This is a genomic window from Micromonospora sp. WMMD558, assembly GCF_049315255.1.
Classification (GTDB): domain Bacteria; phylum Actinomycetota; class Actinomycetes; order Mycobacteriales; family Micromonosporaceae; genus Micromonospora.
Map to the genome: position 1 here is coordinate 3,350,757 of NZ_CP186061.1, position 18,170 is coordinate 3,368,926.

17 protein-coding genes are annotated in these 18,170 nt (G+C 74.7%); 12 read left to right on the forward strand and 5 right to left on the reverse strand.

What is annotated here, in order from left to right:
• Positions 1-54: 54 nt before the first annotated feature.
• The 7 genes from mbhE to leuS all read left to right on the forward strand — a co-directional run bounded on the left by mbhE (position 55) and on the right by leuS (position 8,781).
• Complete coding sequence (gene mbhE / locus ACN26Y_RS16315) at positions 55-2,892, forward strand: hydrogen gas-evolving membrane-bound hydrogenase subunit E (RefSeq protein WP_422732966.1); 2,838 nt, start codon at positions 55-57, stop codon at positions 2,890-2,892.
• A complete protein-coding gene (locus ACN26Y_RS16320; protein WP_155331093.1) occupies positions 2,889-3,212 on the forward strand; it encodes a sodium:proton antiporter in 324 nt (107 codons plus the stop codon). The genes mbhE and ACN26Y_RS16320 overlap by 4 nt, the downstream gene beginning before the upstream one ends.
• Positions 3,209-4,678: a proton-conducting transporter membrane subunit gene (locus ACN26Y_RS16325; protein ID WP_422732967.1), complete on the forward strand. Its 1,470-nt coding sequence runs from the start codon at positions 3,209-3,211 to the stop codon at positions 4,676-4,678. Before ACN26Y_RS16320 ends, ACN26Y_RS16325 begins: the two co-directional genes overlap by 4 nt.
• Positions 4,675-5,076 (forward strand): Na+/H+ antiporter subunit E, encoded by a 402-nt coding sequence (locus tag ACN26Y_RS16330; RefSeq protein ID WP_155331095.1) that lies wholly within the window; start codon positions 4,675-4,677, stop codon positions 5,074-5,076. The genes ACN26Y_RS16325 and ACN26Y_RS16330 overlap by 4 nt, the downstream gene beginning before the upstream one ends.
• A 3-nt stretch (positions 5,077-5,079) precedes the next feature.
• On the forward strand, positions 5,080-5,337 hold the full coding sequence (locus ACN26Y_RS16335) for a monovalent cation/H+ antiporter complex subunit F (protein ID WP_155331096.1): 258 nt from the start codon (positions 5,080-5,082) through the stop codon (positions 5,335-5,337).
• Positions 5,334-5,690, forward strand: coding sequence for a monovalent cation/H(+) antiporter subunit G (gene mnhG, locus ACN26Y_RS16340; RefSeq protein WP_155331097.1), 357 nt, complete (start codon positions 5,334-5,336; stop codon positions 5,688-5,690). The genes ACN26Y_RS16335 and mnhG overlap by 4 nt, the downstream gene beginning before the upstream one ends.
• 250 nt (positions 5,691-5,940) lie before the next feature.
• Positions 5,941-8,781, forward strand: a complete 2,841-nt coding sequence (leuS, locus tag ACN26Y_RS16345; protein ID WP_155331098.1) for a leucine--tRNA ligase — start codon at positions 5,941-5,943, stop codon at positions 8,779-8,781.
• 105 nt (positions 8,782-8,886) lie between these two features.
• On the opposite strand, the gene ACN26Y_RS16350 is transcribed toward leuS, so the two are convergent.
• A complete protein-coding gene (locus tag ACN26Y_RS16350; protein ID WP_155331099.1) occupies positions 8,887-9,741 on the reverse strand; it encodes an ABC transporter permease subunit in 855 nt (284 codons plus the stop codon).
• Positions 9,738-10,649 carry an ABC transporter ATP-binding protein gene (locus ACN26Y_RS16355; protein ID WP_155331100.1) on the reverse strand — a complete coding sequence of 304 codons (912 nt, stop codon included), beginning with the start codon at positions 10,647-10,649 and terminating at the stop codon, positions 9,738-9,740. The genes ACN26Y_RS16350 and ACN26Y_RS16355 overlap by 4 nt, the downstream gene beginning before the upstream one ends.
• Before the next feature lie 132 nt (positions 10,650-10,781).
• Between ACN26Y_RS16355 and ACN26Y_RS16360 the strand changes: the two genes are divergently transcribed.
• Complete coding sequence (locus ACN26Y_RS16360) at positions 10,782-12,002, forward strand: sensor histidine kinase (RefSeq protein ID WP_422732968.1); 1,221 nt, start codon at positions 10,782-10,784, stop codon at positions 12,000-12,002.
• Positions 11,999-12,655 carry a response regulator gene (locus ACN26Y_RS16365; RefSeq protein WP_155331102.1) on the forward strand — a complete coding sequence of 219 codons (657 nt, stop codon included), beginning with the start codon at positions 11,999-12,001 and terminating at the stop codon, positions 12,653-12,655. Before ACN26Y_RS16360 ends, ACN26Y_RS16365 begins: the two co-directional genes overlap by 4 nt.
• 122 nt (positions 12,656-12,777) lie before the next feature.
• On the opposite strand, the gene ACN26Y_RS16370 is transcribed toward ACN26Y_RS16365, so the two are convergent.
• From ACN26Y_RS16370 to ACN26Y_RS16380, 3 genes are read right to left on the reverse strand one after another with little or no spacing between them, the layout of a single operon-like run.
• A complete protein-coding gene (locus ACN26Y_RS16370) occupies positions 12,778-13,488 on the reverse strand; it encodes a TVP38/TMEM64 family protein (RefSeq protein WP_155334114.1) in 711 nt (236 codons plus the stop codon).
• A 26-nt stretch (positions 13,489-13,514) separates the two neighbouring features.
• The gene (locus ACN26Y_RS16375; RefSeq protein ID WP_155331103.1) at positions 13,515-14,237 is read right to left on the reverse strand and encodes a type 1 glutamine amidotransferase; all 723 of its coding nucleotides are present in this window, start codon (positions 14,235-14,237) and stop codon (positions 13,515-13,517) included.
• A complete protein-coding gene (locus ACN26Y_RS16380; RefSeq protein ID WP_155334115.1) occupies positions 14,227-15,474 on the reverse strand; it encodes a MurT ligase domain-containing protein in 1,248 nt (415 codons plus the stop codon). Before ACN26Y_RS16380 ends, ACN26Y_RS16375 begins: the two co-directional genes overlap by 11 nt.
• Before the next feature lie 357 nt (positions 15,475-15,831).
• Here ACN26Y_RS16380 and mraZ point away from each other — a divergent pair, with 357 nt between their 5' ends.
• From mraZ to ACN26Y_RS16395, 3 genes are all read left to right on the forward strand, one after another.
• The gene (gene mraZ, locus ACN26Y_RS16385) at positions 15,832-16,263 is read left to right on the forward strand and encodes a division/cell wall cluster transcriptional repressor MraZ (RefSeq protein WP_155331104.1); all 432 of its coding nucleotides are present in this window, start codon (positions 15,832-15,834) and stop codon (positions 16,261-16,263) included.
• A 205-nt stretch (positions 16,264-16,468) separates the two neighbouring features.
• On the forward strand, positions 16,469-17,572 hold the full coding sequence (gene rsmH / locus ACN26Y_RS16390; protein WP_155331105.1) for a 16S rRNA (cytosine(1402)-N(4))-methyltransferase RsmH: 1,104 nt from the start codon (positions 16,469-16,471) through the stop codon (positions 17,570-17,572).
• The gene (locus ACN26Y_RS16395; protein ID WP_155331106.1) at positions 17,562-18,167 is read left to right on the forward strand and encodes a hypothetical protein; all 606 of its coding nucleotides are present in this window, start codon (positions 17,562-17,564) and stop codon (positions 18,165-18,167) included. Before rsmH ends, ACN26Y_RS16395 begins: the two co-directional genes overlap by 11 nt.
• The last annotated feature ends 3 nt before the right edge of the window (positions 18,168-18,170 follow it).

The window sequence follows — 18,170 nt, forward strand, 5'->3', positions numbered from 1 at the left end:
GGCAGCCCTGACCTCGGGGGCGTCGAACGGACGCCCCGGTGCCGCCGGGGCGCCATGATCCTCGTGGCGGTCCTCGGGTGGCAGGTCCTCCTCGCCGCCGCCGCGCCGGCGCTGACCCGGCGCCTGGGGCGGGACGCCGGCTTCGTGCTGGCGGCCGGCTACCTGGCCGGGGCCGGTCTGCTGCTCACCCGGCTCCCGGTCGTCCTCGACGACCGGGCGGTCGCCGTCTCCTGGCCGTGGCTGCCGTCGCTGGGGGTGTCCGCCGCCCTGCGCATGGACGCGCTCAGCCTCGTCTTCGCCCTGCTGGTGCTGGGCGTGGGCGCGTTCATCATGGCCTACTGCCCGCGCTACCTCAGCGCGCACGGCCGGCACACCCGGGTGTACGTCACGATGACCCTGTTCGCCGGGGCGATGCTGGGCCTGGTCCTCGCCGACGACCTGCTCGTGCTGTTCGTGTTCTGGGAGCTGACCAGCGTCCTGTCGTTCGTTCTCATCGGGCAGGACGGCCGGTCGACGGCTCGCGGGCCCGCGGTCCGGGCTCTCCTGGTCACCTCGGCCGGTGGCCTGGCGCTGCTGGCGGCGGTGGTGGTGCTCGCCGGGAGTCTCGGCACCACCGACCTCGGGCGGATCCTGAGCGACCCGGGCGTCCTGGCGGCCGGACCCGCCTGGGCGGCGGGCGCCCTGGTCGTCGTCGCCGCGTTCACGAAGTCGGCGCAGGTGCCGTTCCACTTCTGGCTGCCCGGCGCGATGGTGGCGATCACCCCGGTCAGCGCCTACCTGCACGCGGCCACGATGGTGAAGGCCGGCATCTACCTGTTGATGCGTTTCTCGGCGCTGTTCGGTGGCCGGTGGGCGTGGGACCTCGCGTTGATCGGCGTCGGGCTGCTCACCGCCGTCGTCGGCGCGTTGCTGGCGCTGCGCCAGCAGGATCTCAAGGCGTTGCTGGCGTACTCGACGGTGAGCCAGCTCGGCCTGCTGGTCGGGGTGATCGGCGTCGGGACTCCCGCGTCGGACGCGGCGGCGATCCTCTACACGATCGCTCACGCCCTGTTCAAGGCCACGCTGTTCATGCTGGTGGGCATCATCGACCACGAGGCCGGCAGCCGGAACCTCCGGGAACTGTCCGGGCTGTGGCGGGAGATGCCGATGACGGTGGCGTTCACCGGGCTGGCCGCGTTGTCGATCGCCGGACTGCCGCCGACGATCGGCTTCGTCGGCAAGGAGGCGATCTTCGAGGCGCTGGGCGAGGTGCACGGCGTGCCCTGGCTCGGGTGGTCCGCGGCCGGTCTGGCGGTGCTCGCCTCGGTGCTCACCTTCGCGTACACGGCGCGGCTGGTCCACGGGATCGCCGCCGGCCCGAGCCGGCAGCGCAAGCTGTACGAGCCGGCGTGGTCCTTCCTCGCCCCGGCGGCCGTCGCCGCCGTCATCGCCACCGCCCTCGGCCCGGCCGTCGCCGAGCTCAGCCCGTTGGTGGAGCGGGCGGCCACCGACGCCCGGCCCCAGGGGCAGCCGCCCAACCTGGCCTTCTGGCACGGCTTCACGCCCGCGCTCGGCCTCTCCGCGCTCACCGTCGTGCTCGGGACGCTGCTGTTCGTGTACCGGCGCCGGACCGGCCGGGCGGTCGACGCCCTCCCGACGGGGCCGCCGTTCGCCGGTCACCTGGAGCGGGGGCGCGACGCGCTGCTGCACCTCGGGGCGGTCGTGGGCCGGCCCGCCCGGGCCGCCGATCCGGCGCCGTACCTGGCCCGGCCGCTGCTCGCCGTGGTGGTGCTCGCGGCGGTCGCCGTGGTGCTGCTCGGCCCGCTGCCCGCCCCGCGGGACGACTCCACCCGCGGCGGGGACTGGCTCGTGCTCGGGCTGCTGGTGGTCACTCTCGCCGGCCTGCTCACGACCCGCTCCGCGCTCGCCGCGGTCGCGCTGACCGGGGTGGTCGGCCTGATCCTGTCGGCCTGGTTCCTCACCACCGGCGCGCCGGACGTCGCACTCACCCTGATGCTGGTCGAGGTACTCACCGCGGTGGTGGTCATGCTCGCCCTTCGGGACCGGCCCAGCCGGATGGTCGCGCCGGGCCGGCGGCCGGGGATCGCCGGCGGGGCCGCGCTGGCGGTGCTCACCGGGGCGGCGGCGACGGCGGCGACGGCGCTGACCGGCCGCCGCGAGTTGTCCCCGGCGGGCGAGTGGTACCTGCGGGAGGCGGAGCCGGCCACCGGCGGGGACAACGTCGTGAACACCATCCTCGTCGACTTCCGGGCCCTCGACACGCTCGGCGAGGCGGTCGTGCTGGCAGTGGTCGCCCTCGGCCTGGTCGCGCTGGCCCGGGGCGCCGGTCGCGGCACCCCACCCCGCCCCACCGCGGCCGGGCCCGGTGCTCCTACGGCAGCCGGTCCCGGCGGGCCGACCCGCGCCCGGCGGGACCGGACCGGACGGCGCCCGGGCCGGGCCGTGCGGTACGCGGTCGACCCGGTGCTGGGTCTGGCGTACCGCGTGCTGGCCCCGGTCATGCTCGCCGTGTCCGTGCTGCTGTTCCTGCGCGGTCACGAGGAGACCGGCGGTGGCTTCATCGGTGCGCTGATCGCCGGCACGGCCGTCGGTCTCGGCCACCTGGCCCATCCCGTCGGAGCGCCGCTGCTCGGCCGTCTCCGGACGGTGCCGCTGCTGACCGCCGGTCTGCTGCTGGCGCTCGCCGCGGGCGTGGCGCCGGTGGCCGCCGGCCGGGCCCTCCTCACCCCGGTCAAGGTCACCGTGCCCGGCCTCACCACGGTCACCTCGTCGCTCGTGTTCGACCTGGGCGTGTACCTGGTGGTGCTGGCCCTGATCGTGGCGGCGGTCCGCCGGTTGGACACCGCGCCGGCCGGTCCCGCGCCCGGCCCGGTCCGGGAGCGCGTCCCGTGAGCGGGCCGTTGATCGTCGGCGTGCTGGTGGCGGCCGGCGTGTTCCTGCTGCTGCGGCCCGGGCAGCTGCGGCTGGTGCTCGGGTTCGTCCTGCTGGGCCACGCCGTGAACGTGCTCCTGCTGGCGGCCGGCGGCCTGCGCCGGCGGGAGGACGCCGTCGACGGCGCCGGGCCGGCGAGCGCCGATCCGCTGCCCCAGGCCTTCATGCTGACCGCGATCGTGATCACCTTCGGCATCACCATCCACCTGCTGCGCCTGCTGCGCCGTGCACCTCGACGGGGAAGCCGGCCGCCGGACGACCGGAACGGGGCCGCCCGGTGAGCGCCCTGCTGGTGGTTCCCCTGGTGGGGCCGCTGCTCGCCGCCGGGGCGCTGCTCGCCCTGCCGGGCCGGCCGGTGCTGCGGCGGGCCGTGGCGCTCGTCGCCACGGCGGCGGTCCTCGCGGTGGGCGGTGCCCTGCTGGCGGCGGGCCGGGGCGGGGAGGTGCCGGTGGTCCGGGTCGGGGACTGGCCGGCCGTCGTCGCGATCACCCTGGCGGCCGACCCGCTGAGCGCGCTGCTGGTCATGGTGACGGCGACCGTGGTGCTGGCCTGTCTGGTGGCGGCCGCGGCAACGGGTGAGGACCGCCGGCGGGCGTTCCTGCCGCTGGCGCTGGTGCTGTCGGCCGGCGCGTACGGTGCGTTGCTCACCACCGACCTGTTCAACCTGTTCGTGCTGGTCGAGGTCATGCTCGTCCCGTCGTACGTCCTGCTGGCCCTGTCCGGCGGCCCGGGCCGCGCCGGCGCCGGGCGGGTGTACGTCGCCACGAACCTGCTGGGGTCCACGCTCCTGCTGACCGGCGTCGGGCTGATCTACGGGATCACCGGGACGGTCGGGCTCGCCGACCTCGCCGGGGCGGCCCGGGACGTCCCGGCGGTGGCGGTCGCCGGCGGCCTGGTCCTGCTGGCGTTCGCGCTCAAGAGCGCGCTCGTGCCCCTGCACGACTGGCTGCCCCGCGCCTATCCGGTCGCGTCGCCGGTCGTCGTCGCGCTCTTCTCCGGCCTGCTCACCAAGGTCGGGTTGTACGCGGTCATCCGGGTCTACGCCGTGCTGTACGGGGGCGACCCCGCGTACCACCCGCTGCTGGTGGCCGTGGCGCTGGCATCCATGGTGGTCGGCGTGCTCGGTGCGGTGGGCGCCGGCTCGATGCGCCGGGTGCTGTCGTTCCACATGGTGAGTCAGGTCGGGTACGTGCTGCTCGGACTCGCCCTGTTCACCGCCGCCAGTCTCGCCGCCGCCGTCTTCTACCTGGCCCAGTACGTGCTGGTGAAGGCGGCGCTGTTCCTGTGCGCGGCGGCCGTCCGGACCGTCCGCGGCACGGACCGGTTGAGCCAGCTGGGCGGGCTGGCCCGGGCCTGCCCGGTGCTCGCCCTGGCCTTCGGCGCAGCGGCCCTGTCCCTGGCCGGCCTGCCGCCGTTCGGGGGCTTCCTCGCCAAGTTCCTGGTGCTGCGGGCCGCCGGCGACGTCGGCGACTGGCTCTCGATGACCGTGGCGGTGCTGGTCAGCCTGGTGACGCTGCTGTCGATGCTGAAGATCTGGGGGGCCGTCTTCTGGGGCGAGGCTCCCGCGCGGGCGGCCCCGCAGCGCCCCACCCGCGCCGGGCCGGCGCTGGTCGGGCCGCCCCTGGCGCTTGGCGCGTGCGCCCTGCTCCTCGGGCCGCTCGGCGGGCCGCTCCTGCAGGTGGCGGACGCCGCCGCGGCGGGGCTGCTCGAGCCCGCCGGGTACCTGCGGGCGGTGAGCGGACGGTGACCGGGGCGGCGCCACGGCGGGTGGTGGTGCGGGCGGCGCGGATCGCCCGGTTCCTGGCCTGGTTCGTGGCCCGGCTGGTGGTGGCGAACCTGGTGGTGGCCCGGGAGATCCTCACGCCGGGCTCGGGGCTTCAGCCGGCCGTGGTCCGCGTACCGCTGCGGTCCCGGACGGACACCGAGGTGGCCCTGGTCGCCCTCTGCGTGACGCTGACCCCGGGCACCCTCACCCTGGCGGTGCGCCGCGACCCGCGGGTGATGTGGGTGCACGGCATGTACGCGGCGGACGCGGAGGCGTTCCGCCGCACGCTGGCGGAGCTGGAGGAGCGGCTGCTGGCGGCCGCCCGCCCGGTCGCCGGGGCCACCCCGGTGGGTCGGGCCGGTACCGAAGGACGGAGGTGACGGATGTTCCTGCTCGACGCGGTGCTCGTCGTGCTCGCCCTGTCGATGATCGTGGTCGTCGGGCGGGTGGTCGTCGGCCCGACCGACGCCGACCGGGCGGCGGCGCTCGACTACGGGTTCTTCGTGTTCCTGGCGGCGGTGGCCGTGCTGGCCGTCCGGCTGGAGTCGCCGGACCTGCTGGATGTGGTCCTCACCGGCACCCTGGTCAGCTTCCTGGCCACGGTCGCGCTGGCGCGGCTGGTGCACCGGCGGCGGCCGTGATCCGCACCGTGGTCGCGTCGGCGCTGCTCGTCGTGGGCACCGGGCTGATCGCGGTCAGCGCCCTCGGGCTGATCCGGCTGCCGGACGTCTACAACCGGATGAACGCCGTCGCCAAGGCCGGCAGCCTGGGTCTGATCTGCGTCCTGCTGGCGGTGCTGCTGCTGATGCCGGGCGTCCGGACGGCCGTGGTGGTGCTGGTCGCCGTCGGGTTGCAGCTCGTCTCCGCGCCGGTCGGCGGGTACGCACTGGCCCGCGCCGCGTACCGGGCGCGCAGCCCGCTGGCCGACAGCACCCGGTACGACGAACTCGCGGGGCGGGTACCCGGTGGGGAACGGCCGGAGGGCGGCGGTTGACGCCGTCCCGGCCCGCCCGGTGGCCTCGGGCACGCTCCGGGTCACCGTCGGGGGTACACTGCGGAACATGGCCGGAGTCTTCCTGCTTCTTACCGGGCCGTGCTGATGCGCTGAACGCGCGACAGCACGGCGGCCCCTCCTGCGCGAGGGGCTTTTTCGTGCCCGTCGTCGGCCCGGTTCCGTCAGGCGGGCGGCGAGCACCGACCGAGACCGCACGAGACGACCCGCGCCGAACGAAGCGAGGAGAGCCATGACTGAGGCAGCCGCACCGGCCAGCGACATCCCCCCGTTCCGGTACACCGCGGCCCTGGCCGACGAGATCGAGCACCGCTGGCAGGACATCTGGGAGCGGGAGGGCACCTTCCACGCCCCCAACCCGACCGGCCCGCTGGCCGACCCGGGCCATCCGCGGGCGGGGGCGGAGAAGCTGTACGTCCTGGACATGTTCCCGTACCCGTCGGGCGCCGGCCTGCACGTCGGCCACCCGCTGGGCTACATCGGCACCGACTGCTTCGCGCGCTACCAGCGGATGGCCGGCCGCAACGTGCTGCACGCCATGGGCTTCGACGCGTTCGGTCTGCCCGCCGAGCAGTACGCGGTGCAGACCGGCACCCACCCGCGCACCACCACCGAGGCGAACATCGCCCGGTACAAGGCCCAGCTGCGCCGGCTGGGCCTGGCCCACGACGAGCGCCGCTCGGTGGCCACCATCGACACCGACTTCTACCGCTGGACCCAGTGGATCTTCCTGCAGATCTACAACTCCTGGTACGACGCCGAGGCGGAGCGGGCCCGCCCGATCGCCGAGCTGATCGCGGAGTTCTCCGGCGGGACCCGGCGCACGCCGGACGGCCGCCCGTGGGCCGAGCTGACCGGGGCCGAGCGCCGCGGGATCGTCGACGACCACCGGCTGGCGTACGTCTCGGAGGCCCCGGTCAACTGGTGCCCCGGGCTGGGCACCGTGCTGGCCAACGAGGAGGTCACCGCCGACGGCCGCTCCGAGCGGGGCAACTTCCCGGTCTTCAAGCGCAACCTGAAGCAGTGGATGATGCGGATCACCGCGTACGGCGACCGGCTGCTGGACGACCTGGACACGCTGGACTGGCCCGAGCCGATCAAGATGATGCAGCGCAACTGGATCGGCCGCTCCACCGGCGCGCACATCGACTTCCCGACCACCGCCGAGCCGATCCGCGTCTTCACCACCCGACCGGACACCGTCTTCGGCGCGACGTACATGGTGCTGGCGCCGGAGCACGACCTGGTCGACGCGCTGGTGCCGGCGGCGTGGCCGGAGGGGACGAAGGACGCCTGGACCGGCGGGCACGCCAGCCCTCGGGCGGCGGTGGAGGCCTACCGCAAGGCGGCCGCGGCCAAGACCGACGTCGAGCGGCAGGCCGAGACCAAGGAGAAGACCGGCGTCTTCATCGGCGCGTACGCCACGAACCCGGTCAACGACGCGCGGATCCCGATCTTCATCGCCGACTACGTGCTGGCCGGCTACGGCACCGGCGCCATCATGGCGGTGCCCGCGCAGGACGAGCGGGACTGGGCCTTCGCCGAGGTGTTCGACCTGCCGATCGTCCGCACCGTGCAGCCCGCGGAGGGCTTCGACGGCAAGGCGTACACCGGGGACGGGCCGGCGATCAACAGCGCCGCGCCCGACCGCGGCCTGGACCTGAACGGCCTGGGGGTCGTCGACGCCAAGGCGCGGATCATCGCGTGGCTGGAGGCGAACGGCCACGGCCAGGGCGCGGTGACCTACCGGCTGCGGGACTGGCTGTTCAGCCGCCAGCGCTACTGGGGTGAGCCGTTCCCGATCGTGTACGACGAGACCGGCGCCGCCATCGCGCTGCCGGAGGAGATGCTGCCGGTCGAGCTGCCCGAGGTGGAGGACTTCTCGCCGCGTACCTTCGACCCGGAGGACGCCCAGTCGAATCCGGAGACGCCGCTGTCGCGGCGGCGCGACTGGGTCGAGGTCGAGCTGGACCTGGGTGACGGGCCGAAGCGCTACACCCGCGAGACCAACGTGATGCCGCAGTGGGCCGGCTCCTGCTGGTACGAGCTGCGCTACCTGGACCCGACCAACCCCGACCGGTTCGTCGACCCGGACAACGAGCGCTACTGGATGGGTCCGCGCGGCGAGGGCGACTGCGGCGGTACCGACCTGTACGTCGGCGGCGCCGAGCACGCCGTGCTGCACCTGCTGTACGCCCGCTTCTGGCACAAGGTGCTGTACGACCTGGGCCACGTGTCGAGCTTCGAGCCGTTCCGCAAGCTGTTCAACCAGGGCTACATCCAGGCGTACGCGTACACCGACGCCCGGGGCGCGTACGTGCCGGCGGAGGAGGTCGTCGAGCGTGACGGCGGCTTCTACCTGGGCGACGTCCAGGTCGACCGCGAGTACGGCAAGATGGGCAAGTCCCTGAAGAACGTGGTGACGCCGGACGAGATGTGCGCGGCGTACGGCGCGGACACCTTCCGGGTGTACGAGATGTCGATGGGCCCGCTGGAGGTGTCCCGCCCGTGGGAGACCCGGGCGGTGGTCGGCTCGTTCCGGTTCCTGCAGCGGGTGTGGCGGGCGGTCGTCGACGAGCAGACCGGCGCGCTGCGGGTCACCGACGCCCCGGCCGACGAGGCCACCCGCCGGCTGCTGCACAAGGTGATCGACGGGGTCCGCGGCGACATGGAGGGCATCCGGTTCAACACCGCGATCGCCAAGCTGATCGAGCTGACCAACGGGCTGACCCGGCTGTCGGAGACCCCGCGCGAGGTGGCCGAGCCGCTGGTGCTGATGCTGGCGCCGTTCGCCCCGCACGTCGCCGAGGAGCTGTGGCGCCGGCTGGGCCACGACACGTCGCTGACGTACGCGGACTTCCCGGTCGCCGACCCGGCCCTGCTGGTGGCCGAGACGGTGACGTACCCGGTGCAGGTCAACGGGAAGGTGCGCGGCCGGGTCGAGGTCCCCGCCGACGCCGACGAGGAGTCGGTGCGGGCCGCGGCCCTGGCGGCGGTCGCCGCGTCCCTGGGCGGCAGGGAGCCGCGCAAGGTCATCGTGGTCCCCGGGCGGATGGTCTCGGTCGTGGCGTGACCCGCCGCCGGGCAGGGCCGCTGCGTCTTCCGCACGAGGCCCTGCCCGGCGCCGTCGCCGGCCGGGCAGCGCCTGCCCGGCCAGCGACGGCCCTGCCGGTGGCGGCTACGGGTCCCGACGGTGGACGACGGCCGCGGCGACCAGCGTCGCGGCCAGTGACCAGCCGGCGAACGCGAGCCAGGAGCCGGTGACGGTGGCCGGGAACCGGTCCGGGTTCAGGACGTCCGGGTGCACCTCGAGCAGCCGTTGCCAGGCCGGGACGGGCAGCACGTGCCGGAGTTCGGCGATCCACCGGTGCTTGTCGCTGTCCACCACCAGTGGCAGCAGCACGAGCACCGCGGTGGCCGCCACGACGGCCCCGGCGGCGTGCCGGATCACTGCGCCCAGCCCCATCCCGATCAGCGCGCAGACCGGTACCAGCAGGGCACTTCCCAGGACCGCCCGTGCCACCCCCGGATCGCCGATCGACCAGCCGGCGTCCCGCCCGGACAAGATCGCCTGGGACACCCAGAACGAGGTCGCCGCGGTGACCAGGCCCAGCACGAGCATCACCGCGGTCAGCACGGCCGCCTTCGCGGCCACCACCGACCGGCGGGCGGGAACGGCGGCGAACGTGGCCCGGATCAGCCCGCTCTGGTACTCGCCGACGACGGTCAGTGCGCCGACGCTGGCGGCGGCGAGCATCAGCAGCAGGTAACCGGCCTCGGGGAAGGCGTCCCGCGCCGGCCCGTACAGGTGGAACATCTCCCGCGTCCCGTCCGGGTACCTCGGCCAGTTCCGGTAGTCGGCGAGGCTGGCGTGCACGCTCACCCCGACGACGAAGAGGAACACCAGCGGCAGCGTCCACCGGGTCGAGCGGAGCGACCACAGCTTGATCCACTCGGCGGCGAGCAGGTCGCGGAACCGGGCCGGCGCGTCGGTCACCGGTGCACGGGTGGGCAGCGGCGTCAGGGTGGTCATCGGGTCGTCCCTCCGGTGTACTCGACGCTGGCGGCGGTGAGTTCCATGAACGCCTCCTCAAGGGAGGCGGTCCGGGTGGTCAGCTCGTGCAGCGGGATGCGGTGGGCGAGCGCCAGGTCGCCGATCCGCTCGGCGGTCAGACCGGTCACTACCAGCGTCCCGGCGTCGTCCGGGCGCACGGCGCCGCCCTCGTCCGCCAGCACCGCGGCCAGCGCCGCCGCCTCGGGCGTACGGACGGCCACGCTGATCGGGGTGCCGCGGGCGGCGAACTCGGCGAGGCTCTGCTCGGCGATCAACCGGCCCCGGCCGATCACCACCAGCCGGTCCGCGCAGTTCTCCATCTCGCTCATCAGATGGCTGGAGACGAACACCGTGCGCCCCTCGCGGGCCAGCCGCCGGAACAGGTCACGCACCCAGCGGACCCCCTCCGGGTCGAGGCCGTTGAACGGCTCGTCGAAGAGCAGCACCGGCGGGTCGCCGAGCAGTGCGGCGGCGATGCCGAGCCGTTGCCGCATACCCAGGGAGAACCCGGCGATCCGGCGTCGCGCGACGTCGACCAGCCCGACCTCCCGCAGCCCCTCGTCGACTCGGGCGCGACCGATGCCGTTGCCGCGGGCCAGCGCGGTCAGGTGGGCGACGGCGGACCGCCCGCCGTGCACGTCACCCGCGTCCAGCAGGGCGCCGGCGTGCCGCAGCCCGCGCGGCCGGTCGGCGAACCGGACGCCGGCCACAGTGGCGGTGCCGCTGGTCGGCCGGGTGAGACCGAGGATCATCCGCAGCGTGGTGGACTTGCCGGCCCCGTTCGGGCCGAGGAACCCGGTGACGTGGCCGGGCCGCACCGTGAGGGTCAGGTCGTCGACGGCCGTGGCCGGGCCGTACCGTTTGGTCAGGGCGTGGAGTTCGATCATTTGACCCACGCTGCCGGGCCGAGGCCGCGCCGGCGTCGCGCCGGCGGCCACATCCGGCGGCCCCGTACCCGCCCCGGGGCGTACGTCCGTTGGCCGATGCCCGGTCCCGGGCCGGCTGGCTACCGTGTCCGCATGGACGCCACCCTGCCGCCGCCCCGCCGGGCCTCCTCGCGGGCGCGCACGGTGCTGCCCTGGGTCGGCGTCGCGTTGCTCCCCGGCGCCGTGCTGCTCGCCCCGGCCGCGGCGTCCAGCCGGGCCGGCTTCGGGCTCGGCGACTGGTGGATCCCCGAGCGCTACCTGCTGCCGCTGCTGGTCCTGGCCCTGCCCGCCGGCCTGCTGCGCCGCCGCCCGCTGCTCGCCCTGGGGCTGATGCTGGTCGCGGCGTGCCTGGTCACCGTGACCGTCAACGTCCCGGAGAACGGCTACCTGCGCGACATCTGGTACGCCCAGTTCCTGGGCATCGACCTGGTGGTCGGGCTGGTCGCGGCGCACCGCTCCCGGCGCGTCTCGGCGCCGGCCGCGGTCGTCGTGCTCGCAGTGCAGGTCGCGGCCGGCTTCGTGAACCCGCCCGTGGACCCGTTGAGCCGGGCCACCCTCTCCGCGCTGGCGGTGGTGACCGTGTGGACGGTCGGCGACTCGATCCGGACCCGCCGCCGGCACACCGAGGTGCTACGCGAACACGAGGCCGCCGAGGCGGTCACCGCCGAGCGGCTGCGCATCGCGCGCGAACTGCACGACCAGGTCGCGCACAGCATCGGGGTGATCGCTATCCAGGCCGGCATGGGGGCGCGAGTGATCGACAGCCAGCCGGCGCAGGCGCGGGCCGCCCTCACCACCATCGAGGAGACCAGCCGGGAGACGCTGGCCGGCCTCCGGCGTACGCTCCGGGCGCTGCGCCGCCCGGAGGCGGAGTCGGCCCCGCTGGACCCGACGCCCGGGCTGGCCGATCTCGACCGCCTGGTGACGGCCGCCGCCGACGCCGGGGTCCGGGTCGAGGCACGGCAGCGCGGCGAGCGGCGGCCCGTCCCGGCCGACCTCGACCTCGCCGCGTTCCGGATCGTCCAGGAGGCGCTCACCAACGTGGTACGACACGCGGGCACCGATCGGTGCCGGGTCACCGTCACCCACGGCCCGGACGAGCTTGCGGTGGAGGTCGTCGACGACGGCCGGGGCGGCGCGGTCGGCGGTGCGGGGCACGGGCTTGTCGGCATGCGGGAGCGGGTCGCCATGGCCGGCGGGCGGTTCCGCGCCGGCCCGCGACCGGAGGGCGGCTTCCGGGTGGCCGCGTGGCTGCCGGTGCCACCGACGGCCGGCGAGCCGGTGGGATCGCGGCCCGGGACGGGGGAGCGGTGAGCATACGAGTGCTGCTGGTCGACGACCAGCCACTGGTCCGCGCCGGCCTGCGGGTGCTGATCGCCGACACACCCGACCTGGTCGTGGTCGGCGAGGCCGGCAACGGCACCGACGCCGTCCGGCTGGCCCGCGACGCGGCCCCGGAGGTGGTGCTGATGGACCTGCGGATGCCCGGCACGGACGGCATCGCCGCCACCCGCGCGATCACCGCACAGGGCGGGCCCGCACGGGTGCTGGTGCTCACCACCTTCGACGACGACGAGCACGTGCACGCCGCGCTGCGCGCCGGGGCGAGCGGATTCCTGGTCAAGGACGTGGCGGTGGACGAGATCCTCGCCGCGGTCCGCGTGGTCGCCGCCGGTGACGCGCTGATCGCGCCCGCCGTGACCCGCCGGCTGATCGCCGAGTTCGCCCGCCGGCCCGCCCCGGCCGCCGCCCGCCGTGGCCTGGACGGCGTCACTGATCGGGAACGCGAGGTCCTCACGCTCGTGGGCCGAGGGCTGTCCAACGCCGAGATCGCCGCCGAGCTGGTGATCAGCGCGGCCACCGCGAAGTCGCACGTGGCGCGGCTGTTCACGAAGCTCGGTGCGAGGGACCGCGTGCACCTGGTGATCGCCGCCTACGACGCCGGCCTGGTCACCCCCTCGTCCTGACCCCCCGGGCCACCCGCCCCGCCGGGACGAGGTGACAACTTCGGGGAAATAGCGGCCTCCAAGGCGAGCGGAGGCCGCTATTTGCCCGAAGTTGTGCGGATCTTGGCGGCCCGGGGGTGATGTCAGGTGGGCCCGAGGCGGCGGAGGCGTTCGGCGCGCCACCAGCGGTGGATGAGAACCGCGCTGGCGATCACGCCGAGGCCGGCGGGGGCGGCGGCGAACCAGTTGACCTCGCCGGGCGAGGTGACCGCCGCGCCGACGGCGGCGTACCCGAAGGCGGTCGGCGCTGACGCGAGCAGGCTGCCGGCCAGGAACGGCAGGACCCGGGCACCGGTGGTGCCGTAGCCGTAGCTGACCAGGCCGAAGCCGGCGATCGGCAGCAGCCGGACGGTGATCACGCCGAGCACGCTCTGCCGGGCGAACCAGCCGTCCAGGCGGGCCAGTCGGCCACGGACCCGCTCGGCGACGAACTCCCGCCCGAGCACCCGGCCCACGGTGAACCCGATGGCCGCCGCCAGCAGCGCCGCGCCGAGCGCGTACGCGGCCCCTTCAAGGGCGCCGAACAGCGCTCCGGACGCCAGCGTGATGAAGGTGCGGGGGACCAGCGCCACGAGCAGCAGCGCGCCGCCGACGACGGCCGCCACCGGGGCGTACGCGCCGAGTCGGTCGGCGTGCCCCGGCAGGTCCGCCAGGTCCGGCCGGGGTGCCAGCAGCGCGACCGGCGCGAGGATTCCCAGCACGAGCAGCAGCACCGCGAACCGGGCGGCTGCCGGATCTCCGATCAGCCGCCGAATGGCACGGGTCATGGCGGAGCGGCGGCCGCCGCGGGTCATCGTCGTCGGGCGGCGGCCTTCGCCGGTCACGGTCGGGCGGCGGCGGCCACCGCGGCGCGGCGCTCGGCGCGGAGGCGGTCGGACCAGGTGTCGTCCAGCGGGGGCAGCTGGTTGACGCCGATGGCCCAGCGCAGCAGCAGGTCGGCCAGGGCGGGGTTGCGGGCCAGGGCCGGCCCGTGCGAGTACGTGCCGAGCAGCTTGCCGCGCCAGGCGCCCTCGGTGGCGCCGTCGTTGCCGACGCCGGCGGTGACCCGGGCGAGGGGTGCCGCCTCCGGGCCGAGGTGGGTACGGCCGCCGTGGTTCTCGAAGCCGGTGAGCGGCGGCAGCCCCAGCCGGGGGTCGATGTCGCCGGCCAGCTCGCCCACGGCCCGGGTGGGCCCCCGGTCGGAGGACAGGTCGAGCAGCTCCAGCCCCGCGCACTTGGTGCCCTTGGCGAAGAAGGAGGAGCCGAGCAGCTGGTAGCCGGCGCAGACGCCGAACACCACCGACCCCTGCGCGACGGCCCGGTGCAGGCCGCCGTCGGCGATCAGCCGCTGCGCGCCGAGCGCCTGCGGGCCGTCCTCGCCGCCGCCGATCAGGTAGATGTCGGCGGTCGCGGGCAGGCGCTCGTCGGAGCGGACCTCCAGCACCTCCACCGGGTAGCCGCGCCGCTGGGCACGGCTGGCCAGGATCAGCGCGTTGCCGCGGTCCCCGTAGGTGGAGAGCAGGTCGGGGTAGACCCAGACGATTCGCAGGCTGTCAGAGGACACGGTCCAACTCCGCTCGGATGTCCTGGAAGGCGGTGTAGTTCGCGATGACCTCCAGCCGGCCCGGCGGGGCCGTCCGGACCGCCTCGGCGAAGGTGCGTACGTGCTGGAACGGCACGCCGTTGACGTCGAGCCGGACCGCCAGGTCGTACGCCCGGTCGCCGGTGATGAGCACCTGCCGGCCGCGCAGCGGGCTGAAGTCGACGTCGAAGAGCCAGGAGGTGTCCAGCCCGTCGGGGTCGCGGGCGTTGATGGAGAGCAGCGTGGGTGCCTCGTCGGCCATGTCGAACGCCTCCAGCCAGCTGGCCGGGTTCTTCGCCAGCAGCAGCCGGATCAGCCGGCCGTCCCGCTCGACCTGCGCGTACCGGCCGGCGACCGAGGTGACCGTGCTGAGCTTGAGCACCGCGTCGACGGGGCGTACGCCGAACTCGGCGGCGACCGCGAGGGCGGTGGCGGCGTTGCCGAGGTTGACCTTGCCGGGGAGCTGGAGCTTGACCTTGTGCCAGGCGCCGGTGGGGTCGACGACGCCGTCGTCCTCCACCGTCCAGTGCGGCTCGGGACGGCGCAGCGGGCAGCCGGTGCACCACCACTGGTCGCCCTCGCGGGCGATGGTGGAGCCGCATTCCGGGCAGACCCACGAGTCGTCGTGCCAGCGTTGGCCGGCGCTGAACCAGGTGACCTGCGGCGGGCTGATCCGGTGGTCGTGGTTGGGCGGCGGGGTGGCCGCCCACACGACCATCGGGTCGTCGGCGTTGGCGATGACGCGGACGTCGGAGTGCTTGACCAGGGCCGCGCGCCAGAGCTGCGCCATCATGGCGACCTCCTTGGCGCGGTCGAGCTGGTCGCGGGAGAGGTTGAGCAGTGCCACCACGTGCGGCTCGGTGGACTCCAGCACCTGGGCGAGGTAGTGCTCGTCGACCTCGAGCACCGCGTACGGCGTGCTGCCGGCCTTGGCCAGCGCAGAGGTGTGCCCGGTGGGCATGTTCGCGCCGAAGGAGTTGGTGGCGACCTTGCCGAGCACGCCGACGGCGGCCGTGGTGAGGCGCGTGGTGGTGGTCTTGCCGTTGGTGCCGGAGATCAGCGCGATGGCGCGGCCGGCGGCGAGGTGGGCGAGCAGGTCCGGATCGATCTTGAGGCCGATCCAGCCGCCGATGACCGAGCCGTCGCCGCGGCCCGCGGCCCGCGACAGCGCCGCGGCTGTCCGCGACACGGAGCTGGCCACCTTCGCCCGCAGGGGCATCTTCGCGTCCGTCACGCGAGCGAGGTTACTCCACCGGCGGGCCCCCCAGATCGCCGCCGAGGGCGAACCGTTCGGCCGGTGACACTCCGGCGCCTCGTCGGGCGCGGATCGGCCGGATGGAATCGATCTATGTCGGAAAGCGGACGGCGCCCGGCGGGTCGCTCCGCCCTCCACTCCGCTCCACCCTCGTTGACGTGCGGTTTTGGCCGGGCGACACGCGCGCCGCGCGGGCGATTCCGGTTGCGGGTGGAGGGAAGTGGAGTAGAGTGGGGCGCGATGGTGAGGCCGGGAGGGCCCACCGGCCCGGGGGGTCAGCGGCGCCGCGAACGCCGCTAGATGGGCGAGGGGGTTGGGCCGATGTTCCTCGGCACCCACACCCCGCGCCTGGACGACAAGGGCCGGTTGATCCTTCCGGCGAAGTTCCGGGACGAGCTGGCGGGGGGTGTCGTGATCACCAAAGGGCAGGAGCGCTGCCTCTACGTCTTCCCGACGCCGGAGTTCCAGCGGATCGCGGATCAGTTACGCGCGCAGCCGATGACGCACAAGGCGGCCCGGGCCTACAGCCGGGTCTTCTTCGCGAGCGCGCACGACGAGGTCCCCGACAAGCAGGGGCGGGTGACCATCCCGGCCCACCTCCGGGAGTACGCCGCACTCGACCGTGACCTGGTCGTGATCGGCGCGCACACGCGGGTGGAGATCTGGGACCGGGCGGCCTGGGAGACGTACCTCTCGGAGAGCGAGGACGGCTTCGCCGACATCGAGGAGGGGGTGCTGCCCGGCGGCCTGTAGGGCGTGGCGACGCCCGACGTACTGCGAGATCTCCAGCCGCTTTCGAGTTCCTGGCATCCCTTCCCCGGTGCCAGGCGCACGATCCGATCGGGGGGCCGTGGCCGGAAGGCGGGCGGGAGCGGATGGGGATCTGGCGGTACGACGGCACGGCGTCGTCCGGCGACGGGCGCGAGACGACTGACGGTTTCAAGCAGTGGGGGTCGACATGGGGGAGCTACGCGGCACGCACGTGCCGGTGCTGCTCGAGCGGTGTCTCGAGCTGCTCGCTCCCGCGCTGGACCGGGGGGAGCGCACGGTCCACGTCGACGCCACGCTGGGGTTGGGCGGGCACGCCGAGGCGGTGCTGGAGGCGCACCCGCGCACGGTGCTGGTCGGGCTCGACCGGGACACCGAGGCCCTCGCCCACGCGCGGGCACGGCTGGCCCGGTTCGCCGACCGGATCCACCTGGAGCACGCCGTGTACGACGAGCTGCCCGAGGTGCTGGGCCGGCTCGGGTACCCGGCGGTCGACGGGGTCCTGTTCGACCTGGGCGTCTCCTCGTTGCAGCTCGACGCGCCCGACCGCGGGTTCGCGTACGCGCAGGACGCGCCGCTGGACATGCGGATGGACCAGACCCGGGGTGTGACCGCCGAGGAGGTGGTCAACACCTACGCGCACCCGGAACTGGCCCGGGTGCTGCGGGTCTACGGCGAGGAGAAGTTCGCGACGCGGATCGCGTCGGCGATCGTCCGGGAGCGGGAGCGCGCCCGGATCACCTCGTCGGCGCGCCTGGCCGAGCTGGTCCGGGACAGCATTCCGGCGCCAGCCCGGCGAACCGGGGGGCACCCGGCAAAGAGAACGTTTCAGGCTTTACGGATAGAGGTAAACCGAGAGCTGGTGGCGCTGGAAGCGGCGCTGCCGGCAGCGCTCGACCGGCTCACGGTGGGCGGCCGCATGGTTGTCCTGTCCTACCACTCGCTGGAGGACCGGCTCACCAAGCTGGCGCTCGCCGACCGGGTCCGCAGCAAGGGCCCGGTCGACCTGCCGGTCGAGCTGCCCGGGACCGGTCCGACGTTCCGGCTGCTCAGCCGGGGCGCGGAACTGCCGAGCGAGGTGGAGGTCGCGGCGAACCCGCGCGCCGCCTCGGTGCGGTTGCGGGCCGCGGAGCGGCTCGACCCGACCGCGGAGCAGCACCGGCGTACCGACCGCGAACGGTACCGCCGGCGGGTCCGGGCGATGCACCAACCGGGCACGGGGTCGGCCGCGCGACGGCCGGCTCCGGGGGACGGGACAGGGACGGACGAAGAGGGGGAGGGACATGACGATTGACAAGCGCGACCGCCGGGACGTGACCGGCGGCGGGCAGCGCACACCGCGGTCGGGGGGCCGGATCGCGGCGGAGCGGGCCACGCGCGTCGGCACGGGCACGCCGCAGGCGGACCGGACGGGCCGGCTGGGGGAGGCTCGCGCCCGGGGGGCGCGCGAGTTCCCGACCCAGGGCACCGCGGCGCTGCGCCCGGCCGAGCGGGACGGCGCGACCGCGCCGCGCCCGCCCCGGCTGCGGGTGGCGCCGCCGGCGCCGGTGTCGGTGCCGCGCGCGCCGTTCGCGGCGCTGATCGTGACGCTGGTGGTCGGCGGGGTGCTCGGCATCCTGCTGGTCAACACGAAGATCAACGAGAACGCGTTCCGGCTGGAGAAGCTCCAGCAGCAGCAGGCCAAGCTGGACCTGGAGCAGCAGCAGCTGAACCGGCAGATCGCCGAGCACGAGGCGCCGGGCAACCTGACCGCCGCCGCGCGCAGGCTCGGCCTCGTCGAGGCCGGCGAGCCGGCGTACATCCGGCTGCCGGACGGCAAGACCATCGGCGTGCCGCAGCCGGCCAGCGGGCAGCCGTCGGTCACCAGCCAGCAGGGCGCCGGGGGGTAGGCC

Coding starts and splice junctions, on each gene's coding strand:
- ACN26Y_RS16380 (WP_155334115.1), bottom strand. CDS start 15,474: ATGCCCCTGCGGGCGAAGGTGGCCAGCTCCGTGTCGCGGACAGCCGCG.
- mbhE (WP_422732966.1), top strand. CDS start 55: ATGATCCTCGTGGCGGTCCTCGGGTGGCAGGTCCTCCTCGCCGCCGCC.
- ACN26Y_RS16395 (WP_155331106.1), top strand. CDS start 17,562: ATGACGATTGACAAGCGCGACCGCCGGGACGTGACCGGCGGCGGGCAG.
- ACN26Y_RS16350 (WP_155331099.1), bottom strand. CDS start 9,741: ATGACCACCCTGACGCCGCTGCCCACCCGTGCACCGGTGACCGACGCG.
- ACN26Y_RS16370 (WP_155334114.1), bottom strand. CDS start 13,488: ATGACCCGCGGCGGCCGCCGCTCCGCCATGACCCGTGCCATTCGGCGG.
- mraZ (WP_155331104.1), top strand. CDS start 15,832: ATGTTCCTCGGCACCCACACCCCGCGCCTGGACGACAAGGGCCGGTTG.
- rsmH (WP_155331105.1), top strand. CDS start 16,469: ATGGGGGAGCTACGCGGCACGCACGTGCCGGTGCTGCTCGAGCGGTGT.
- ACN26Y_RS16360 (WP_422732968.1), top strand. CDS start 10,782: ATGGACGCCACCCTGCCGCCGCCCCGCCGGGCCTCCTCGCGGGCGCGC.
- ACN26Y_RS16335 (WP_155331096.1), top strand. CDS start 5,080: ATGTTCCTGCTCGACGCGGTGCTCGTCGTGCTCGCCCTGTCGATGATC.
- ACN26Y_RS16355 (WP_155331100.1), bottom strand. CDS start 10,649: ATGATCGAACTCCACGCCCTGACCAAACGGTACGGCCCGGCCACGGCC.
- leuS (WP_155331098.1), top strand. CDS start 5,941: ATGACTGAGGCAGCCGCACCGGCCAGCGACATCCCCCCGTTCCGGTAC.